The 19,070-nt window shown below is 68.5% G+C and carries 19 protein-coding genes; 9 read left to right on the top strand and 10 right to left on the bottom strand.

The window, feature by feature from the left end; all coding sequences use genetic code 11:
• Positions 1-14: 14 nt before the first annotated feature.
• Positions 15-1,199: a glycogen synthase gene (glgA, locus tag HSO01S_RS01515; RefSeq protein ID WP_066038807.1), complete on the bottom strand. Its 1,185-nt coding sequence runs from the start codon at positions 1,197-1,199 to the stop codon at positions 15-17.
• 48 nt (positions 1,200-1,247) lie between these two features.
• On the opposite strand from glgA, the gene HSO01S_RS01510 reads away from it, so the two are divergent.
• Both HSO01S_RS01510 and serB read left to right on the top strand, forming a co-directional pair.
• Entirely contained in the window at positions 1,248-2,495 is a 1,248-nt protein-coding gene (locus tag HSO01S_RS01510) for a glucose-1-phosphate adenylyltransferase (protein WP_066038806.1), read from the top strand.
• Positions 2,492-3,130, top strand: coding sequence for a phosphoserine phosphatase SerB (gene serB / locus HSO01S_RS01505; protein WP_066038805.1), 639 nt, complete (start codon positions 2,492-2,494; stop codon positions 3,128-3,130). Before HSO01S_RS01510 ends, serB begins: the two co-directional genes overlap by 4 nt.
• Before the next feature lie 115 nt (positions 3,131-3,245).
• Here the strand turns inward: serB and HSO01S_RS01500 are convergent, their stop codons facing one another.
• On the bottom strand, positions 3,246-3,956 hold the full coding sequence (locus HSO01S_RS01500) for a beta-ketoacyl-ACP reductase (RefSeq protein WP_066038804.1): 711 nt from the start codon (positions 3,954-3,956) through the stop codon (positions 3,246-3,248).
• A gap of 79 nt (positions 3,957-4,035) precedes the next feature.
• Between HSO01S_RS01500 and HSO01S_RS01495 the strand changes: the two genes are divergently transcribed.
• From HSO01S_RS01495 to HSO01S_RS01485, 3 genes are read left to right on the top strand one after another with little or no spacing between them, the layout of a single operon-like run.
• A complete protein-coding gene (locus tag HSO01S_RS01495) occupies positions 4,036-4,332 on the top strand; it encodes a DUF3099 domain-containing protein (RefSeq protein ID WP_066038803.1) in 297 nt (98 codons plus the stop codon).
• A complete protein-coding gene (locus HSO01S_RS01490; RefSeq protein WP_306306963.1) occupies positions 4,329-4,595 on the top strand; it encodes a hypothetical protein in 267 nt (88 codons plus the stop codon). The genes HSO01S_RS01495 and HSO01S_RS01490 overlap by 4 nt, the downstream gene beginning before the upstream one ends.
• Positions 4,592-5,428 carry an SURF1 family cytochrome oxidase biogenesis protein gene (locus HSO01S_RS01485; protein WP_066038802.1) on the top strand — a complete coding sequence of 279 codons (837 nt, stop codon included), beginning with the start codon at positions 4,592-4,594 and terminating at the stop codon, positions 5,426-5,428. The genes HSO01S_RS01490 and HSO01S_RS01485 overlap by 4 nt, the downstream gene beginning before the upstream one ends.
• A 65-nt stretch (positions 5,429-5,493) precedes the next feature.
• On the opposite strand, the gene HSO01S_RS01480 is transcribed toward HSO01S_RS01485, so the two are convergent.
• Positions 5,494-7,092, bottom strand: a complete 1,599-nt coding sequence (locus tag HSO01S_RS01480; protein WP_066038801.1) for an ABC-F family ATP-binding cassette domain-containing protein — start codon at positions 7,090-7,092, stop codon at positions 5,494-5,496.
• Positions 7,093-7,224: 132 nt separating this feature from the next.
• Here HSO01S_RS01480 and HSO01S_RS01475 point away from each other — a divergent pair, with 132 nt between their 5' ends.
• Positions 7,225-7,809, top strand: a complete 585-nt coding sequence (locus tag HSO01S_RS01475; protein ID WP_066038800.1) for a biotin transporter BioY — start codon at positions 7,225-7,227, stop codon at positions 7,807-7,809.
• A gap of 104 nt (positions 7,810-7,913) precedes the next feature.
• On the opposite strand, the gene HSO01S_RS01470 is transcribed toward HSO01S_RS01475, so the two are convergent.
• The 7 genes from HSO01S_RS01470 to HSO01S_RS01440 form a co-directional block, all read right to left on the bottom strand.
• Entirely contained in the window at positions 7,914-8,243 is a 330-nt protein-coding gene (locus HSO01S_RS01470) for a metal-sulfur cluster assembly factor (protein ID WP_066038799.1), read from the bottom strand.
• A gap of 4 nt (positions 8,244-8,247) precedes the next feature.
• Positions 8,248-9,012, bottom strand: coding sequence for a Fe-S cluster assembly ATPase SufC (gene sufC, locus HSO01S_RS01465; protein WP_066038798.1), 765 nt, complete (start codon positions 9,010-9,012; stop codon positions 8,248-8,250).
• Between the two features lies 1 nt (position 9,013).
• On the bottom strand, positions 9,014-9,340 hold the full coding sequence (locus tag HSO01S_RS01460) for a non-heme iron oxygenase ferredoxin subunit (protein ID WP_066038797.1): 327 nt from the start codon (positions 9,338-9,340) through the stop codon (positions 9,014-9,016).
• 3 nt (positions 9,341-9,343) lie between these two features.
• Positions 9,344-10,570: a Fe-S cluster assembly protein SufD gene (gene sufD / locus HSO01S_RS01455; RefSeq protein WP_084361197.1), complete on the bottom strand. Its 1,227-nt coding sequence runs from the start codon at positions 10,568-10,570 to the stop codon at positions 9,344-9,346.
• Between the two features lie 2 nt (positions 10,571-10,572).
• Complete coding sequence (gene sufB, locus HSO01S_RS01450; protein ID WP_066038796.1) at positions 10,573-11,991, bottom strand: Fe-S cluster assembly protein SufB; 1,419 nt, start codon at positions 11,989-11,991, stop codon at positions 10,573-10,575.
• A gap of 112 nt (positions 11,992-12,103) precedes the next feature.
• On the bottom strand, positions 12,104-13,069 hold the full coding sequence (locus HSO01S_RS01445) for a COX15/CtaA family protein (RefSeq protein ID WP_066038795.1): 966 nt from the start codon (positions 13,067-13,069) through the stop codon (positions 12,104-12,106).
• 8 nt (positions 13,070-13,077) lie between these two features.
• Positions 13,078-13,998 carry a heme o synthase gene (locus HSO01S_RS01440; protein ID WP_066038794.1) on the bottom strand — a complete coding sequence of 307 codons (921 nt, stop codon included), beginning with the start codon at positions 13,996-13,998 and terminating at the stop codon, positions 13,078-13,080.
• A gap of 183 nt (positions 13,999-14,181) precedes the next feature.
• Between HSO01S_RS01440 and tkt the strand changes: the two genes are divergently transcribed.
• The 3 genes from tkt to HSO01S_RS01425 are packed head-to-tail and all read left to right on the top strand — an operon-like array spanning position 14,182 to position 19,047.
• A complete protein-coding gene (gene tkt, locus HSO01S_RS01435; protein ID WP_066038793.1) occupies positions 14,182-16,275 on the top strand; it encodes a transketolase in 2,094 nt (697 codons plus the stop codon).
• 58 nt (positions 16,276-16,333) lie between these two features.
• Entirely contained in the window at positions 16,334-17,446 is a 1,113-nt protein-coding gene (tal, locus tag HSO01S_RS01430; RefSeq protein ID WP_066038792.1) for a transaldolase, read from the top strand.
• Positions 17,443-19,047: a hypothetical protein gene (locus HSO01S_RS01425; RefSeq protein WP_066038791.1), complete on the top strand. Its 1,605-nt coding sequence runs from the start codon at positions 17,443-17,445 to the stop codon at positions 19,045-19,047. Before tal ends, HSO01S_RS01425 begins: the two co-directional genes overlap by 4 nt.
• The last annotated feature ends 23 nt before the right edge of the window (positions 19,048-19,070 follow it).

Raw genomic sequence — 19,070 nt, 5'->3', positions numbered from 1 at the left:
CAACCACCGGCCCGCTACCCGACAAGCGACCGGTAGATCTCAGCGGTCTGAGAGGCGATGGCGCCCCAGCTGAACTCGGCCTCGGCACGGGCCCGGCCGGCGCGTCCCATCTCGGCGGCGCGCACCGGGTCCGAGACCACCTCGGTGAGGGCACGGGCGAGATCGGCGACGAAGAGATCGGGGTCGGTCGGCGTGCCCGTTCCGTCCTGCGCCTGGTCGATCGGCACGAGCAGACCCGTGACGCCGTCGTCGACGACCTCGGGGATGCCGCCCGTGGCGGTGCCGACGACCGGCAGCCCGCAGGCCATGGCCTCGAGGTTGACGATGCCGAGCGGCTCGTAGACCGAGGGGCAGACGAAGACGGTCGCGGCCGTGAGCACGGCGGCCAGCGCGGGCTGCGGCAGGATCTCCTCGATCCAGACGATCCCGGTGCGGGTCTCCTGCAGGGTGCGGACCGCGGAGGAGACCTCCTCCATGATCGCGGCGGTGTCCGGGGCGCCGGCGCAGAGCACGACCTGCACCTCGGGCGGCAGCATCGCGATCGCGCGGAGGAGGTACGGCAGGCCCTTCTGACGGGTGATCCGGCCGACGAAGACGACGGTCGGCCGGTCCGGGTCGATGCCGTGGCGCTCGAGCACCTCGGGGTCGACGGTCGGGCGCCAGCGCTCGAGGTCGATGCCGTTGTAGACCGTGGTCACCTTCGACTCGTCCAGCGCCGGGTAGGAGCGGAGGATGTCGCGGCGCATGCCGTTCGACACGGCGATCACCGCATCCGCCGACTCGAACGCATCCTTCTCGATCAGCGACGAGATGCGGTAGCCGCCGCCGAGCTGCTCGGCCTTCCAGGGGCGGAGCGGCTCGAGCGAGTGCGCGGTGACGACGTGCGGCACGTCGTGCAGCAGGGCGGCGAGGCGGCCGGCCGCGTTGGCGTACCAGGTGTGCGAGTGCACGAGCGAGGTACCGGCGACCGCTTCGGCGATCTGCAGGTCGACGCCGAGTGTGGTGAGGCTGGGGTTCGCGCCCACGAGCTCCTGCGGCACCTGGTAGGCGAACACGTCGGGCTCGTCGCGGGGGGCGCCGAAGCAGCGCACCGTCACGTCCAGATGGGACCGGAGCGCCTTGACGAGCTCGGCGACGTGGACGCCGGCTCCTCCGTAGACCTCGGGCGGATACTCACGGGTAATCACATCGACTCGCATAGTCGAACCGTAGTACCCCGCGGGGAAAACCTCATTATGGTGGGGGGTATGGCAGCAGCATCAAAGAAGATCTTCGGCATCGTCCTGGCCGGAGGCGAGGGCAAGCGCCTCATGCCCCTCACGGCCGACCGGGCCAAGCCCGGCGTCCCGTTCGGCGGGGGGTACCGCTTGATCGACTTCGCGCTGTCGAACCTCGTCAACTCGGGGCTGTCGCAGATCGTGGTGCTCACGCAGTACAAGTCGCACTCGCTCGACCGGCACGTCTCGCAGACCTGGCACCTCAACGGGCTGCTCAACTCCTACATCGCCTCGGTGCCCGCGCAGCAGCGGCTCGGCAAGCGCTGGTTCAGCGGTTCGGCCGACGCCATCCTGCAGTCGCTCAACCTGATCCGCGACGAGAACCCCGACATCGTCGTCGTGGTCGGCGCCGACCACGTCTACCGCATGGACTTCGAGCAGATGATCCAGGCGCACATCGAGTCCGGCGCCGGCGCGACCGTCGCGGCCATCCGCCAGCCGATCGAGCTCTCGGACCAGTTCGGCATCATCCAGGTGGAGGACGACGACCCCACGCGCATCGCGGAGTTCCTCGAGAAGCCGAAGGATGCCGTCGGCCTCGCCGACTCCCCCGGCGAGGTGCTCGCCTCGATGGGCAACTACGTCTTCGACGCCGACCAGCTGATCGAGGCCGTCATCCGCGACGGTGAGCGTCCCGAGTCCAGCCACGACATGGGCGGCGACATCATCCCCGACTTCGTGGCCGCGGGCAACGCGGCGGTCTACGACCTCAACCGCAACGTGGTGCCGGGGTCGACCGACCGCGACCGCTACTACTGGCGCGACGTGGGAACGATCGAGTCGTTCTACGACGCCCACCAGGACCTGATCTCGGCCCTGCCGGTCTTCAACCTCTACAACGAGGCCTGGCCCATCTACACCCAGGCCCTCAACTCGCCGCCGGCGAAGTTCGTGCGCGACTCGAAGGGCAACCCGGGAGTGACGGTCGAGTCGATCGTCTCGCTCGGCTGCCTGATCTCCGGCGCCCGCGTCGAGGACAGCGTGGTCGGCCCGTGGACCACGGTCGACTCCGGCGCGCTGGTGCAGCAGTCGGTGCTCTTCGACCGCGTGCACATCGAACCGGATGCGATCGTCCGCCGCGCTATCCTGGACAAGAACGTCGTCGTCACCGCGGGCGCCCAGGTGGGCGTCGACCCCGACCGCGACCGGGAGCGGGGCTTCACGGTCACCGATTCCGGAATCACCGTCGTGGGCAAGGGAGTACGCGTCGTTCCATGACCCAGTTCCTCGTCGTCCTCGATGTCGACTCCACCCTCATCGAGAACGAGGTCATCGAACTCCTCGCCGACTGCGCAGGCCGTCATGCCGAGGTCGCCGCGATCACCGACCGGGCGATGCGCGGCGAGCTCGACTTCGCCGCGAGCCTGCGTGAGCGGGTGGCCGCCCTCGAGGGGCTCGACGTCTCGTGCTTCCGCGAGGTCGGCGAGCAGATCACGGTCACGCACGGCGTCCCCGACCTGATCGCGGGCCTGCACCGCACGGGCAACCTGGTCGGCGTCGTGTCGGGCGGGTTCCACGAGGTGCTCGATCCGCTGGCCGAGGAGCTCGGGCTCGACTACTGGCGCGCCAACCGCCTCGGTGTCACCGACGGCCGCCTCGACGGCACCGTGAGCGGCCCCATCGTCGACGCCCAGAGCAAAGCGGATGCGCTGCTCGAGTGGGCGGGTGAGCTCGGTCTGCCCGTGGCGCAGACCGTCGCGGTCGGTGACGGGGCGAACGACCTCCGGATGATGGAGGTCGCCGGGCTCTCGGTCGCGTTCGACGCGCGACCGCTCGTGCGCGAGCACGCGCACGTGGCGATGGACGTGCGCGACCTCAGCCAGCTCCTGCCGCTGCTCGGCCTCCGCGCCTGAGCTTTCGGCGGGGCGGGCTGCGGGGCCGGGTTTCCGGTCTCCGTCTTCGGCCGTGCTGCGCGCGGAGGCGACGGAGACCGGAAACCCGGCCCCGCCGCCCTCACCTCTTGGCTGTCTAGTGGCCCATGCCTAGGCCGCCGTCTACGGGGATGACGGCTCCGGTGATGTAGGCGGCGTCGTCGCCGGCGAGCCAGGTGACGGCCTTGGCGACCTCGGCGGCGGAACCGTAGCGGCCGGCGGGGATGCTCTTCTTGTACTCCGCCTGCTGCGCCTCGGGGAGCTCGGCGGTCATGTCGGTCTCGATGAAACCGGGGGCCACGACGTTCGCCGTGATGTTGCGGGCACCGAGCTCGCGCGAGATCGAGCGGGCGAAGCCGACGAGCGCGGCCTTCGAGGCGCTGTAGTTCGCCTGGCCCGCCGATCCGTAGAGCCCGACGACGCTCGAGATCAGCACGATGCGGCCGAAGCGGGCCTTCAACATGCCCTTGGATGCACGCTTCACGACGCGGAAGGCGCCGGTGAGGTTCGTGTCGATGACGCTGGTGAAGTCGTCCTCCGACATCCGGAGCAGCAGCATGTCGCGGGTGATGCCGGCGTTCGCGACGACGACCTCGACCGGGCCGAGCTCGTTCTCGACCTCGGTGAACGCGGCGTCGATCGAGGCGGCGTCGGTGACGTCGGCGATCACCGTGAGGGTGCCGGCGGGGCCGGAGCCCGAGCGGGCGGTCACGGCGACGCGGTGGCCCTGGGCCACGAACTCCTCGGCGATGGCGTAGCCGATGCCGCGGTTTCCGCCGGTGATGAGCACGGTGCGAGGGGTGGTCATGTCTGAAGATCCTGACTTCCGGTGACGTGGGGCGATACCAGCTTAGGAGCAGTATTCGGAGCGTAGGCTGGGGGCAACCATGAAGCAGCGGCAGCAGTCGATCACGAGCCTTCCGAAGTCCCCCGAGGACGAGCGGCGCTCCCGCATGATCAAGTACATGATCACGATGTCGATCCGCATCGTCTGCCTCATCCTGATGCTCTTCGTGAAGGGCTGGTGGCTGGCGATCGTCGCCGCCGGCGCGATCCTCCTCCCCTACTTTGCCGTGGTCGTCGGCAACGTCGGCACGTCGTGGACCAGCAAGGCCGAGCGCCCGACCGCCATCGAGGTGTACCGCCGTCCGGTGGGCCTGGACGACGAGGAGCCCCGGCCGTGAGCCTGCTCTCGTCCCTCGGACGGGAGCCCGGTGCCCAGGAGTGCTCCCGCGCGGGCTGTCGCGCCGACGCGGCGTGGCGCATCCAGTGGCGGAACCCTCGCATCCACGCCGAGGACCGGCGGAAGACCTGGCTCGCCTGCGACGAGCACCTGGAGTACCTGCGTGAGTTCCTCGCGGCCCGCGACTTTCCGCTGGAGGTGCTTCCGGTCGACGAGTCGCCGGTCGACGAGCTGCCGTCCGCGGAGAGCGGGGTGACCTGGTGATCGGCTGGCGCTTCCTGCTCCACCGCCGCTGGGCGGGCTACCTCGCGATCACGATCGTCTTCGCGATCGTCTGCGTGCTGCTGGCGATGTGGCAGCTGGCGCGCCGCGACGAGGCCGTCGCCGAGATCAACCGGGTCGCCTCGAACTACGACGCGCCGGCCACCCCGCTCGCGGATGTGCTGCCCTCCCCCGACTCCTACGATCCCGCCGACGAGTGGCGCACGGTCTCGATGACCGGCAGCTACCTCGTCGACGACCAGCTGCTCGTGCGCAACCGCCCGCTCGGCGGAGACGTCGGCTTCGACATCCTCGTGCCGTTCCAGCTCGCGAACGGCGACGTCTTCGTCGTCGACCGCGGCTGGGTGCCGACCGGTCAGCAGCAGAACCTGCCCGACACCATCCCGGCCGCGCCCACCGGGACCGTCTCGATCGTGGTGCGCCTGAAGGCGGGCGAACCGCGGATCGGCAACGGCGACCTCGAGAACGGCCAGCTCGCGAGCATCGAGCTCCCGGTCGTCGCCGAGCAGATCGACCGCCCGATCTACACCGCGGCCTACGGCCTGCTCGCCTCGGAGGATCCCGCGCCGGCCGAGCGCCCGATGGCGATGCCGAAACCTACCCCGGATGAGGGTGCGCACCTGTCGTACACGTTCCAGTGGTTCTGCTTCGGCATCCTCGCCTTCGTCGGGCTCGGCTACATCATCCGCCAGGAGTACCGGCGGGCGAACGAGGACGACCCGGAGGAGCAGGAGCGCGCGGCCGAGCGCGAGCGCCGGCGGCTGGCGAAGAAGACCGACTCGCAGGTCGAGGACGAGATCCTCGACCAGCGCTGACGCGAGTCGGCACCCGAAAGCTCAGGCCACCGAGCTCAGACCTCCGCAGGCTCAGGCCACCGGACTCACGCCAGCGAGATCAGGTCCGCGTAGTCCTTGTTCCAGTGGTCCTCGACGCCGTCGGGCAGGATGAGCACCCGCTCCGGGTTCAGCGCCTCGACGGCGCCCTCGTCGTGGCTGACCAGCACGACCGCGCCCTCGTAGTGGGCGAGGGCATCCAGGATCTCTTCGCGGCTGGCCGGGTCGAGGTTGTTCGTGGGCTCGTCGAGCAGCAGCACGTTCGCACCCGAGACGACGATCATGGCCAGGGCGAGACGCGTCTTCTCGCCGCCCGAGAGCACTCCGGCGGGCTTGTGGCCGTCGTCGCCGGTGAACAGGAACGAGCCGAGCACGCGCCGCGCCTCGGTCTCGGTGAGGTTCGGTGAGGCCGAGACCATGTTCTCGAGTACCGAGCGCTTGACGTCGATCGTCTCGTGCTCCTGCGCGTAGTAGCCGATCCGCAGCCCGTGGCCGGGTTCGAGCTGACCGGTGTCGGGCTTGTCGACGCCGCCCAGGATGCGGAGCAGCGTGGTCTTGCCGGCACCGTTCAGACCCAGAATGACGACCTTCGAGCCGCGGTCGATCGCGAGGTCGACGGCCGTGAAGATCTCCAGCGAGCCGTAGCTCTTCGACAGGTTCGAGGCCATCAGCGGGGTGCGCCCGCAGGCCACCGGGGTGGGGAAGCGCAGCTTCGCCACGCGGTCGGCCTCGCGCACGTCTTCCAGTCCGCTCAGCATCTTCTCGGCGCGGGCGACCATCTGGTGCGCGGCGGCCGCCTTCGAAGCCTTCGCGCCGAATCGGGCCGCCTGCATCTGCAGCTGCGTGGCCTTCTTCTCGACGTTGGTGCGCTCCTTCTTGCGGCGCTCCTCGTCGGCCTCGCGCTGACGCTGGTAGTTGCGCCAGTTCATGTTGTAGACATCGATCACCTGACGGTTGCCGTCGAGGTAGAACACGCGGTTCACGGTCTCGCCGACGAGCTCGATGTCGTGGCTGATGACGATGAAGCCGCCGTTGTAGGTCTTGAGGAACTCCCGCAGCCACACGACGCTGTCGGCGTCGAGGTGGTTCGTCGGCTCGTCGAGGATGAGTGTCTCGGCGTCGGAGAACAGGATGCGCGCCAGCTCGATGCGGCGCCGCTGGCCACCCGAGAGCGTCTTCAGCGGCTGGTCGAGGATGCGGTCCGGCAGGCTCAGGTTGCTCGCGATCGAGGCCGCCTCGGCTTCGGCCGCGTACCCGCCGAGGGCGTCGAAGCGCTCGGTCAGGTTGCCGTACTTCTTCATCGCGGCCGCGCTGACCTTCGGGTCGTCCGAGGCCATGGCCATCGACGACTCCTGCATGCCTTCCAGCAGCGAGCCGAGTCCGCGTGCGTTCAGGATGCGCGTGCGCGCCAGCTCCTCCGGGTCACCGGAGCGCGGGTCCTGCGGCAGGTAGCCGAGTTCGCCCGAGCGCTGGACCGCACCCGCGGCGGGCTGCAGATCGCCCGCGAGCACCTTGGTGAGAGTGGTCTTGCCCGCGCCGTTGCGGCCCACGAGCCCGACTTTGTCGCCGGGGCCGACTCGGAACGACACGTCCTCCATGAGGGTTCGTGCGCCGACCCGGATGGCCAGGTCTGAAACGCTGAGCACAGAGATATCCAATTCTTTTCGTGGTGTCGCCACAACGCGAGGGGGGAGGGAAGCTTCTAGTATATTTCCAGGGATGCCCTCGGCTCGACGACGTTCGCTCTCAGCCGGTGTCCCGCCCCGAAGAGGAGATGCATGTCCACCCTGTCTTTGGCCGCCGGCCGCCCCACTCTCGCAGACCGTCTGATCAGCCGCAGCATCCTCACCGATGTGATGCTCGTCGCCGGCGGAGCTGCCCTCACGGGCCTGCTGGCCCAGGTCACCGTCCCGCTCTGGCCGGTGCCGATCACGGGCCAGACGCTCGCGGTGCTGCTCGTGGGTTCGACGTTGGGAGCTCTTCGCGGCGTCCTGTCGATGGTGCTCTACGCGGTGCTCGGCGTCGTGGGCGTGCCGTGGTTCAGTGATGCGTCCGCAGGGCTGCACGTCGTCGCGGGCCCCACGGGCGGCTACATCATCGGCTTCATCCTGGCCGCCGGCCTCACCGGCTGGCTCGCCCAGCGCAGCCGGGACCGCAAGGTGCTCGGCGCCTTCGTCTCGTTCATGGCGGGCACCGGCGTCACCTTCGCGATCGGCCTCCCCTGGCTCGCCGCGTCGCTCGGCCTGACCTTCGAGCAGACCCTGCAGTCCGGCCTCTACCCGTTCCTGGTCGGTGGTGTGATCAAGGCGCTCCTCGCGGCCGGCATCATCCCCCTCGCCTGGAAGCTCACCGCGCGCAAGTAGCCCGCGCCCAGCGCGACCGCGCCGAGACGTCAAAAAAGGTCCCAACCAAGCTGGTTTGGGACCTTTTTTGACGTCTCGGCAAACGAGACAAGAGGGCGCGAGGTCTAGATCGAGAAGCCCAGGGCGCGCATCATGTCGCGGCCGTCGTCGGTGATCTTGTCGGGACCCCACGGCGGCATCCACACCCAGTTGATGCGGAACTGGTCGACGACGCCGTCGAGCGCCTCGGCGGTCTGCTCCTCGAGCACGTCGGTGAGCGGGCAACCGGCGCTCGTGAGCGTCATGCTGATGACCAAGGCGTCCTGATCGGAGTCCCAGCCGAGGTCGTAGATGAGACCGAGGTCGACGATGTTCACGCCGAGCTCCGGGTCCATCACGTCTTTGAGAGCCTCCTCGACCTGGTCGAAGAGCTGCGGTTCGAGTGTCGTGACCATATCGTTATCCTACGGTCGTGTCGGCGAGAAAGCGATCGTAGCCCTCGTTCTCGAGGCGCACGGCGAGCTCGGGGCCGCCCTGCTCCGCGACCTTGCCGGCGACGAAGACGTGCACGAAGTCCGGCTTCACGTAACGCAGGATGCGGTTGTAGTGCGTGATCAGCAGGATGCCGAGACCGGTGTTCTCCTTGGCGCGGTTAACGCCCTCGGAGACGATCTTGAGCGCATCCACGTCGAGACCGGAGTCGGTCTCGTCGAGCACCGCGAACTTCGGCTTCAGCAGCTCGAGCTGGAGGATCTCGTTGCGCTTCTTCTCGCCGCCCGAGAAGCCTTCGTTGACGTTGCGCTCACGGAAGGACTTGTCCATGCGCAGAGCCTTCATCGAGGCGTCGAGGTCCTTGATCCAGCCGCGGATGGCCGGAGCCTCGCCGTCGATCGCGGTCTTCGCGGTGCGGAGGAAGTTCGACACCGAGACCCCGGGGATCTCGACGGGGTACTGCATCGCGAGGAACAGGCCCGCGCGGGCGCGCTCGTCGACCGACTTGTCGAGCATCTCCTCGCCGTCGAGCGTGACCGAGCCGCCCTCGACGTGGTACTTGGGGTGCCCCGCGATCGCGTAGGCGAGCGTCGACTTGCCCGAGCCGTTGGGGCCCATGATGGCGTGGGTCTCGCCCTCGCCGACGGTGAGGTCGACGCCGCGCAGGATCTGCTTGGTCCCCTGCTCGGTCTCGACGCTCACCTGGAGGTCTTCGATCTTCAGAACCGACATGCTAATCAATCACTTTCGTCACGGTTGGGTCGATGTAGATGTCCCCGTCGATCACCTGGATCTCGAACACGGGGACGGGCTCGTAGGCCGGGAGCGTCAGCGGCTTCCCGGTCTCGAGCGAGAACTTGGAGCCGTGGGCCCAGCACTCGAGCGTGTCGTCCTCCACGAAGCCCTCGGCGAGCGAGATGTCGCCGTGCGTGCAGGTGTCGCCGATCGCGTGGCACTCCCCCGCGCTGTCTTTCACGAGGGCGATCGCGACGCCGCCGACGACGACCCGGAGGGCCTGGTTCACGGGCACGTCCTCGAACGCGCAGACTTTCTCGGCCACGGGCTACTCCGTCGCCTGCGCGGCGAGCAGCTCGACCTCGATCGCCTGCGACAGGCGGGCCTCGAGGGTCTCCGAGCCGATCTGCTGGATGATCTCGGCCAGGAAGCCGCGGACCACGAGCCGGCGGGCCTCCTCCTCGGTGATGCCGCGCGACTGCAGGTAGAACAGCTGCTCGTCGTCGAAGCGACCGGTCGAGGACGCGTGACCCGCACCGAGGATGTTGCCCGTCTCGATCTCGAGGTTCGGGATGCTGTCGGCGCGCGTCCCCTCGCTGAGCACGAGGTTGCGGTTCTGCTCGTAGCTGTCGGTGCCGTCAGCGTGCGGGCCGATCAGCACGTCGCCCACCCAGACCGTGTGGGCGCCCTCACCCTGGAGCGCACCCTTGTAGTTGACCCGGCTGCGCGTGTTGGCGGCGACGTGGTCGACGTAGGGGCGCTGCTCGAAGTACTGCCCGGCATCCGCGAAGTAGAGGCCGAAGGAGTCGATCGACGCTCCCTGCTCCACCAGGTGGAACGAGGGGTTCACCCGCACGACCGAGCCGCCGAGCGACACGATCACGTGCTTGAGGTTCGCGTCGCGCCCGATCCGGGCGAAGTGGCTGGAGAGATGGATGGCGCTGTCGTCCCACTCCTGCACCGTCACGACGGTGAGCTGGGCGTTGTCGCCGACCACGATCTCGACGTTCTCGGCGAGGTTCGCGTCGCCGGCGTGCTCGAGGATCACGGTGCCCTTGCTGTTCGGCGCGGCCTCGATCACGACGTGCGCCGCGCGGGCCGACCCGTCGAAGCGGTCGCGGCGGATGACGGTCTCCTGGCCGTCCTCGCCGGTCACCAGGATGTGCAGGGCCTTCTCGGCGCTCGACCAGGCGTTGGCCGAAGCCCGCTCCTCGGGGGCGCCGGCCGACCCGATCAGGGCGTTCGTGCGGTCGATCCAGTCGACCGTGGCCCCGCCGTTCTCGGTGTAGCTGAAGGCCGTCGGCGAGCCGTCGACCGCATCCGAGATCAGGTGCGCGACCTTGGCGAGAGGAACGAACTTCCACTCGAACTCACGGCCGGTCACCGCCTCGAAATCGTCGGGCGAGGTCGAGGTGAAGCGCTCGGAGCGGGTCTGCACGGGAACGAAGGCGGAGCCTCCGTCGGAGTGCGCCTGCAGCCCGTGCTGAGCCGGGTCGGGCCGGTCGATCAGGGGTGCCGCCGGCTGATCCGTCTCGGAAATCTGGGGTGCCGCCATCTTTAGCCGACGCTGCCTTCCATGCCCATCTCGATGAGCTTGTTCAGTTCGAGTGCGTATTCCATCGGGAGTTCCCGGGCGATCGGCTCGATGAAGCCGCGCACGATCATCGCCATCGCCTCGTCTTCGGGAAGACCGCGCGACATCAGGTAGAACAACTGCTCCTCGGAGACCTTCGAGACCGTGGCCTCGTGGCCGAGCTGCACGTCGTCGACACGGATGTCGATGGCCGGGTAGGTGTCCGAGCGCGAGATCGTGTCGACCAGCAACGCGTCGCAGCGCACGGTGTTCGCCGAGTGGTGCGCGTTCTCCGCCACCCTGACCTCACCGCGGTAGCCGGCACGGCCGCCGCCGCGGGCGATCGACTTCGAGACGATCGACGACTGCGTGTAGGGAGCCATGTGGATCATCTTGGCTCCGGCGTCCTGGTGCTGGCCGGGGCCGGCGAAGGCGACCGAGAGGGTCTCGCCCTTGGCGTGCTCGCCGACCAGGTAGATCGACGGGTACTTCATCGTCACCTTGGAGCCGATGTTGCCGTCGATCCACTCCATGGTCGCGCCCTCGTGCGCGATCGCACGCTTCGTGACCAGGTTGTAGACGTTGTTCGACCAGTTCTGGATCGTCGTGTAACGAACGCGGGCGTTCTTCTTCACGATGATCTCGACGACGGCCGAGTGCAGCGAGTCGCTCTTGTAGATCGGGGCGGTGCAGCCCTCGATGTAGTGCACGTAGCTGCCCTCGTCGGCGATGATCAGCGTGCGCTCGAACTGGCCCATGTTCTCGGTGTTGATCCGGAAGTAGGCCTGCAGCGGGATCTCGACGTGTACGCCCTTGGGGACGTAGACGAACGAGCCGCCGGACCAGACCGCCGTGTTCAGCGCGGCGAACTTGTTGTCGCCGGACGGGATCACGGTGCCGAAGTACTCGTCGAAGAACTCGGGGTGCTCGCGGAGCGCGGTGTCCGTGTCCATGAAGATGACGCCCTGGGCCTCGAGGTCTTCGCGGATCTGGTGGTAGACCACCTCGGACTCGTACTGCGCGGCGACACCGGAGACGAGGCGCTGACGCTCCGCCTCGGGGATGCCGAGCTTCTCGTAGGTGTTCTTGATGTCGTCGGGCAGGTCGTCCCAGGTCTGGGCCTGCTTCTCCGTCGACCGCACGAAGTACTTGATGTTGTCGAAGTCGATGCCCGAGAGGTCGGCGCCCCAGGTCGGCATGGGCTTGCGGCCGAAGATCTGAAGGGCCTTCAGGCGCGTCTTCAGCATCCATTCCGGCTCGTTCTTCAGGGCCGAGATGTTGGTGACGACCGCCTCGTTGATTCCGCGTTTCGCGGATGCCCCTGCGGCGTCGGAGTCGGACCAGCCGAACTCGTACACCCCCAGGTTCTCGAGTTCCGGTCGGTCGATGAGGACGTCTGACATGACTGACTCCCTTCCTGCTGATGACAACCTGCGTGAGGTCTCCGACATTCCATCGTCGCATCGATCTATCTGGCGATGCCGGACTCTGGGCGGATTGTGTGTCGGGGGGAACCTACGCGTGAACAGCGGGTTCGTGACTTCCCATTGTATACGTGCCCGCCGGGGTGGCGGCCCAAAGACGGGGATGCACGTCCAGCAGCACACGGAGCGCGCCGACCCAGACGAGGGCCGACCCCAGGAGGTGGAGCACCACCATCCACTCGGGAAGGCCGAGGAGCGCCTGGGCGAGGCCGAGACCGGCCTGGAGCAGCACCACGACGACGAAGGTGGCGGCGCGGCGGCGGGCCAGCGACGCGCCCGGGATGCGCCACACGCGGACGAGCAGCAGCACGCCGAGCACGAGTGCGAGCGTGCCGAGCACGCCGTGCACGATCGTCACCTGCTCCCAGACGAAGGGCATCCGCGGGACGTCGGCCGAGTCGCCGGCGTGCGGGCCGGTTCCCGTGACGAGCGTGCCCACGATGATCAGCACGGCGGTGACGGCGACGAGCACCCAGGCCAGCGGGCCGATGCCGCGCGGGAAGTCGACCGCGGCCGACTGACCGCGGTGCGCCCGGTGCCAGGTGAGGGTCGTGGTGGTGAGCAGGGCCATGGCCATGATGAAGTGCATCGCGACGACCCAGGGGTTCAGGTCGGTGCGGACGGTCACTCCCCCGGCGATCGCGTTGGCCACGACGAGCCAGAACTGCGACCAGGCCAGGCGGGTCATGCTCCGCACGCGCGGCTTCTGCAGCCGCGCGGCGACGATCGCCCAGCCGACGGCCAGGATCAGCACGCCGGTCAGTGCGCGGTTCGCGAACTCGATGAAGCCGTGGATGCCGAGCTCGGGCGTGGTCGAGATCGAGGTGCCGTCGCAGGTGGGCCAGGTCGGGCAGCCGAGTCCGGAGCCCGTGACTCGGACGACTCCGCCGGTGACGATGATCAGGATGCTGACGATCAGTGCCGCCGTCGTCCCCCAGCGCAGGGCGCGGGGAGTGAGGGTGACGCGCTCGGCGAGCCAGCTGAAGGGGGTGGTCATCTCGCTCCTCAGAACGGGAGCAGCGGGTCGATGGCGACCGCGAGGAAGATCAGGGTGAGGTAGGTGATCGAGCCGTGGAACACGCGCATCGGCTTGATCGTCAGATCGCGGATCGACCGGCTGTACAGGCGGTGCGACTCGTAGAGGAACCAGGCGCCGGCGAGCACGGCAGTCGCCGAGTAGACCAGGCCCATGTGGCCGACCGGGATCAGGAGCAGCGAGCAGGCCACCATCGCCCAGGCGTAGAGCACGATCTGGAGCCCGACGACGACGCGCCCGCGGACGACCGCGAGCATCGGCACGCCGGCCGTCTTGTAGTCGGTGCGGTACTTCATCGACAGCGGCCAGTAGTGCGGCGGGGTCCAGAGGAAGATGATGCCGAAGAGGATGAAGGCCTCCCACGACAGCGAGTTCGTGACGGCGGCCCAGCCGATCAGCACGGGCATGCAGCCGGCGATCCCGCCCCAGACGATGTTCTGGGGGGTGCGGCGCTTCAGTACGAGCGTGTACAGGAGCACGTAGATGAGGATCGCGGTCAGCGACAGCGCGGCGCTCAGCAGGTTGACGAATACGGCGAGCCAGGCGATCGAGACGATGCCGACGGCCCAGGCGAAGACGAGGGCCTCGCGGTCAGAGAGCACCCCGGTGACCAGGGGACGCTTCGACGTGCGGTTCATCACGCGATCGATGTCGCGGTCGAAGTAGCAGTTGAAGGCGCCGGCGCTGCCCGCGCTCAGTGCTCCGCCGATCAGGGTGGCGAAGACGAGCCAGAGGCTCGGGATGCCCTGTTGGGCCAGGATCATGACGGGAACCGTCGTGACCAGGAGGAGCTCGATCACCCGTGGTTTGGTCAGCGACACGTATGCCTTGACCTTCTCCATCGCGCTGATCCGCCGATGTTCTACCCGGCCGTCAACCGCTACGTCCATCGCTCCTCATAAACTGCCGGTGGTCAATCCCCGCAGCAAGTCTATTCGATCCGGGCGGAGGAGCCGTCCGCATCCATATAATTGCAGTGCGACGCAGACGTGGTGACGATCATCCTTTCAGTCTGTCCCGCACCACCACCGGAACCCGCTGACGGGTTCGCAATCAGAAGGGTCCAACACCTCGTGGCGACACTCCAATGGGAACCCATTGACGACGAAGCAGTAAAGACAGCCAAGATCCTCGCGGCCGACGCCGTGGAGAAGGTCGGCAACGGCCACCCGGGAACCGCGATCAGTCTCGCGCCGGCGGCCTACCTGCTGTTTCAGAAGGTCATGCGCAAAGACCCGTCCGACCAGCACTGGCTCGGGCGCGACCGCTTCATCCTCTCGGTGGGCCACTCCTCGCTCACCCAGTACATCCAGCTCTACCTCGGCGGCTTCGGCCTCGAGCTCGACGACCTCAAGGCGCTCCGCACCTGGGGTTCGCTGACGCCCGGCCACCCCGAGTACGGACACACCGACGGAGTCGAGATCACGACCGGGCCGCTCGGCCAGGGCCTGTCCTCCTCCGTGGGCTTCGCCTACGCGCAGCGCTTCGAGCGCGGCCTGTTCGACCCCGAGGCCGAGGCGGGCACCAGCCCCTTCGACCACTACACCTACGTGATCGCCGGAGACGGCGACATGGAGGAGGGCATCACGAGCGAGGCCTCCTCGCTCGCCGGCCACCAGCAGCTCGGCAACCTGATCGCGATCTACGACTCCAACCAGATCTCGATCGAGGACGACACGAACATCGCCTTCACGGAAGACGTCAAGGCACGCTACGAGGCGTACCACTGGCACGTGCAGGTCGTGGACTGGAAGAAGACGGGCCAGTACGTCGAAGACGTGCAGGCGCTCTTCGACGCGATCGAGGCCGCGAAGGCGGAGACCTCGAAGCCCTCGCTGATCATCCTCAAGACGATCATCGGCTGGCCCTCGCCCAAGAAGCAGAACACCGGCAAGATCCACGGCTCCGCTCTCGGCGCCGACGAGCTCAAGGGCCTGAAGGAGGTGCTCGGGGCCGACCCCGAGCAGCACTTCGAGGTCTCCGACGCCGTCCTCGAGCACACCAGGGGCCTCGTCGCCCGCGGTGCCGAGGCGCACGCCGAGTGGCGCGAGGGCTTCGACGCCTGGGCCGCCGCCAACCCCGACAAGAAGGCGCTCCTGGACCGGCTCGAGGCCGGCGAGCTGCCCGCCGACATCGTGTCCTCGCTCCCGGTCTTCGAGCCCGGGAAGGACGTGTCGACCCGTGCCGCCTCCGGCAAGGTCATCAACGCCCTGGCCGAGGTGCTGCCGGAGTTCTGGGGCGGTTCGGCCGACCTCGCGGAGTCGAACAACACCACGATCGAGTCCGGCGCGTCCTTCGTGCCCACCGAGCACTCGACCCACGAGTGGACAGGGAACCCCTACGGCCGCGTGCTGCACTTCGGCATCCGCGAGCACGCCATGGGTGCGATCCTCAACGGCATCGTGCTGCACGGGAAGACCCGCCCCTTCGGCGGCACCTTCCTGATCTTCTCGGACTACATGCGTCCCGCCGTGCGTCTCGCGGCCCTGATGAAGGTCCCCTCGGTCTTCGTCTGGACGCACGACTCGGTCGCCCTCGGCGAGGACGGCCCGACGCACCAGCCGATCGAGCAGCTCACCGCGCTCCGCGCCATCCCGGGACTGGACGTCGTCCGTCCCGCCGACGCGAACGAGGTGGCCTACGCCTGGCTCGAGATCCTGAACCGCCGCCACAACCCGGCCGGCATCGCGCTGACCCGCCAGAACATCCCGGTGTTCGAGCGCGGCGAGGGCGAGGCCACCGGCGAGGTCTTCGCCTCGGCCGCCAACACCTCCAAGGGCGCGTACGTGCTCGCCGAGGCGCCGAACGGAACGCCCGACGTGATCTTCATCGCGACCGGCTCCGAGGTCCAGCTGGCCGTCGAGGCCCGCGAGATCCTGAAGGGCGAGGGCATCAACGCCCGCGTCGTCTCGGCTCCCTCGCTCGAGTGGTTCGAGGAGCAGTCGGCCGAGTACAAGGAGTCGGTGCTCCCCGCCGCCGTCAAGGCCCGCGTGTCGATCGAGGCCGGAATCGGCCTCGGCTGGCGCGGCTACGTCGGCGACGCCGGCCGCAGCGTCTCGATCGAGCACTTCGGTGCCTCGGCCGACTACAAGACGCTGTTCCGCGAGTTCGGCATCACCACCGAAGCCGCCGTCGAAGCGGCGAAGACCTCGCTGGCCGCCCTCTAGTCCGGCTGCACCCGCGCTCGAGAACACTAGAGAACCAGCACTTAGGAGATATCAGAAAATGACCGAATCCAAGCCCACCCAGCAGCTCTCCGACGTCGGCGTCAGCATCTGGCTCGACGACCTGTCGCGCGAGCGCATCTCGTCCGGCGGACTGCAGAAGCTGATCGACGAGAAGAACGTCGTCGGCGTGACCACCAACCCGACGATCTTCGCCGCAGCCCTCGCCAAGGGCGAGTCCTACGACGAGCAGGTCAAGACGCTCGCCGCCGCCGGCACGGATGTGACGAGCGCCGTCTTCGAGATCACCACCGACGACGTCGCCGCCGCGAGCGACATCTTCAAGCCGATCTACGACACCACCAAGGGCTTCGACGGCCGCGTGTCGATCGAGGTCGAGCCGGGCCTGGCGCACGACGCGCAGGGCACCATCGAGCAGGCCAAGGCCCTGTTCGAGAAGGTCGACCGCGAGAACGTCCTGATCAAGATCCCCGCGACCGTCGAGGGACTCGAGGCGATCACCGAGACGATCGCCGCGGGCATCTCGGTCAACGTCACGCTGATCTTCTCGCTCGAGCGCTACCGCGACGTCATCAACGCCTACCTCTCCGGCCTCGAGAAGGCCAAGGAGGCCGGCCACGACCTGTCGAAGATCCACTCGGTCGCCTCGTTCTTCGTGTCGCGCGTCGACACCGAGATCGACAAGCGACTCGAGGCGATCGGCACCGACGAGGCCCTCGCGCTCAAGAGCAAGGCCGGCGTCGCCAACGCCCAGCTCGCCTACGAGGTGTGGACCCAGGCGTTCGCCACCGAGCGCGCCCTGCTGCTGCTCGAGGCCGGCGCGAACACGCAGCGTCCGCTCTGGGCCTCGACCGGTGTGAAGGATCCCTCGGTCCCCGACACCACCTACGTCGTCGAGCTGGCCGCCCCCTCGGTGGTCAACACGATGCCCGAGAAGACGCTCGACGCCCTCGCCGACCACGGTGTGGTGAAGGGCGACACCATCGCCCACTCCTACGCCGAGGCGAACAAGGTGCTCGACGCGATCGGCGACCTGGGCATCTCGTACGCCGAGGTCACCGAACTCCTCGAGAAGGAGGGCGTCGAGAAGTTCATCGTGTCCTGGAACGAGCTCCTGGACACCGTCACGAAGGCGCTGGAAGCCGCCAAATGACCGTCGCCATCCACGTCTCGGGCGACGCGAAGACCGCGGTCGAGACCCACGTCCCGCGATTGGTCTCCGACCTGGTCGCGTCGGGCATCACGGGTCTCGACCCGGCCCTCTGGGGTCCTGAGGCCGAGCCGGAGGCCTCGAAGCGGCTCGGCTGGACCGAGGCGGTCGCGATCTCGCGGCCCCTCGTCCCCCGGATCGAGGCGCTCCGTGAGGAGTTCCTCGCCGCGGGCCTGGACCACGTCGTGCTCGCGGGCATGGGCGGTTCGTCGCTGGCCCCCGAGGTCATCACGAAGACCCTGGGCGTGGAGCTGACGATCCTCGACTCGACGGCGCCGGAGCAGATCCGCGCCGCGATCGCGGACCGTCTGTCGAGCACCGTCCTCGTCGCCTCGTCGAAGTCGGGCGGAACGCTCGAGACCGACAGCCAGCGACGGGCCTACGAGCAGGCCTTCCGAGACGCCGGCATCGACCCGGCCGAGCGGATCGTCATCGTCACCGACCCGGGCTCCCCGCTCGAGCAGGAGGCGAACGAGGCCGGCTACCGCGTGTTCCTCGCCGACCCGAACGTCGGGGGCCGGTACTCGGCCCTCACAGCGTTCGGCCTCGTGCCCTCCGGGCTCGCGGGCGCGGCGATCGACGAACTGCTCGACGAGGCCGAGGCGATCTCGCTCAACCTCGCCGAGGACGGGTCCGAGAACTTCGGCCTCATCCTCGGCGCGGCCCTGGCCGGAACGTCTCCCCTGCGGGACAAGACCGGCATCGTCGCGGACGGCACCCATGTCGTCGGCTTCGCGGACTGGGCCGAGCAGCTGATCGCCGAGTCGACCGGGAAGGACGGCAAGGGACTTCTCCCCGTCGTCCTCGACGTCGACTCCCCCGAGCTCTCCGAGCAGCTCCCCGACGTGCAGATCGTGCGGCTCGTCGCCAACGCGAACGAGTTCCACCTGCGCGAGCGGCACCCCGGAGAGATCCTGATCAGCGGATCGCTCGGCGCCCTCCTGCTCACCTGGGAGTACGCGATCGCGGTCGCCGGGCGCCTCCTCGGCATCGACCCCTTCGACCAGCCCGACGTCGAGTCGGCCAAGGTCGCGGCGCGGGGTCTCCTCGAGGAGCGTCCCGCCACCACGGCGCCGGCCTTCGTCGAGGGCGGCATCGAGGTCCGGTCCGATTCCGCCGCACTGACCGGCACAGGCACCATCGCCGGCGCCGTGGACGCCCTGCTCGCCCAGCTGCCCGAGGGCGGCTACGTGGCGGTCATGGCGTACGTCGACCGCCTGGAGTCGCCCGAGCTCGCGGAACTCCGCGACCTCCTCGCGCTCCGCTCGCACCGGCCGGTGACCTTCGGCTGGGGCCCGCGGTTCCTCCACTCCACCGGGCAGTACCACAAGGGCGGCCCGGCCACCGGGGTGTTCCTGCAGATCACGGCCGACACGAAGGACGACCTGGACATCCCGGGCCGCCCGTTCACGTTCGGCCAGCTCATCCAGGCGCAGGCCGCCGGCGACGCCGGGGTCCTGGCCGAGCACGGTCGTCCTGTCCTCCGCCTCAATCTGACCGACGCCACGGCCGACGTACCGGCCCTGCTCAGCGCACTGCGCTGACGGGCCGTCCGCCATCCCGAGCA

Source organism: Herbiconiux solani NBRC 106740 (assembly GCF_001571005.1).
Taxonomy (GTDB): domain Bacteria; phylum Actinomycetota; class Actinomycetes; order Actinomycetales; family Microbacteriaceae; genus Herbiconiux; species Herbiconiux solani.
Note: the sequence above shows the minus strand (reverse complement) of the source record. Positions and strands in the feature narration are given on the sequence as shown.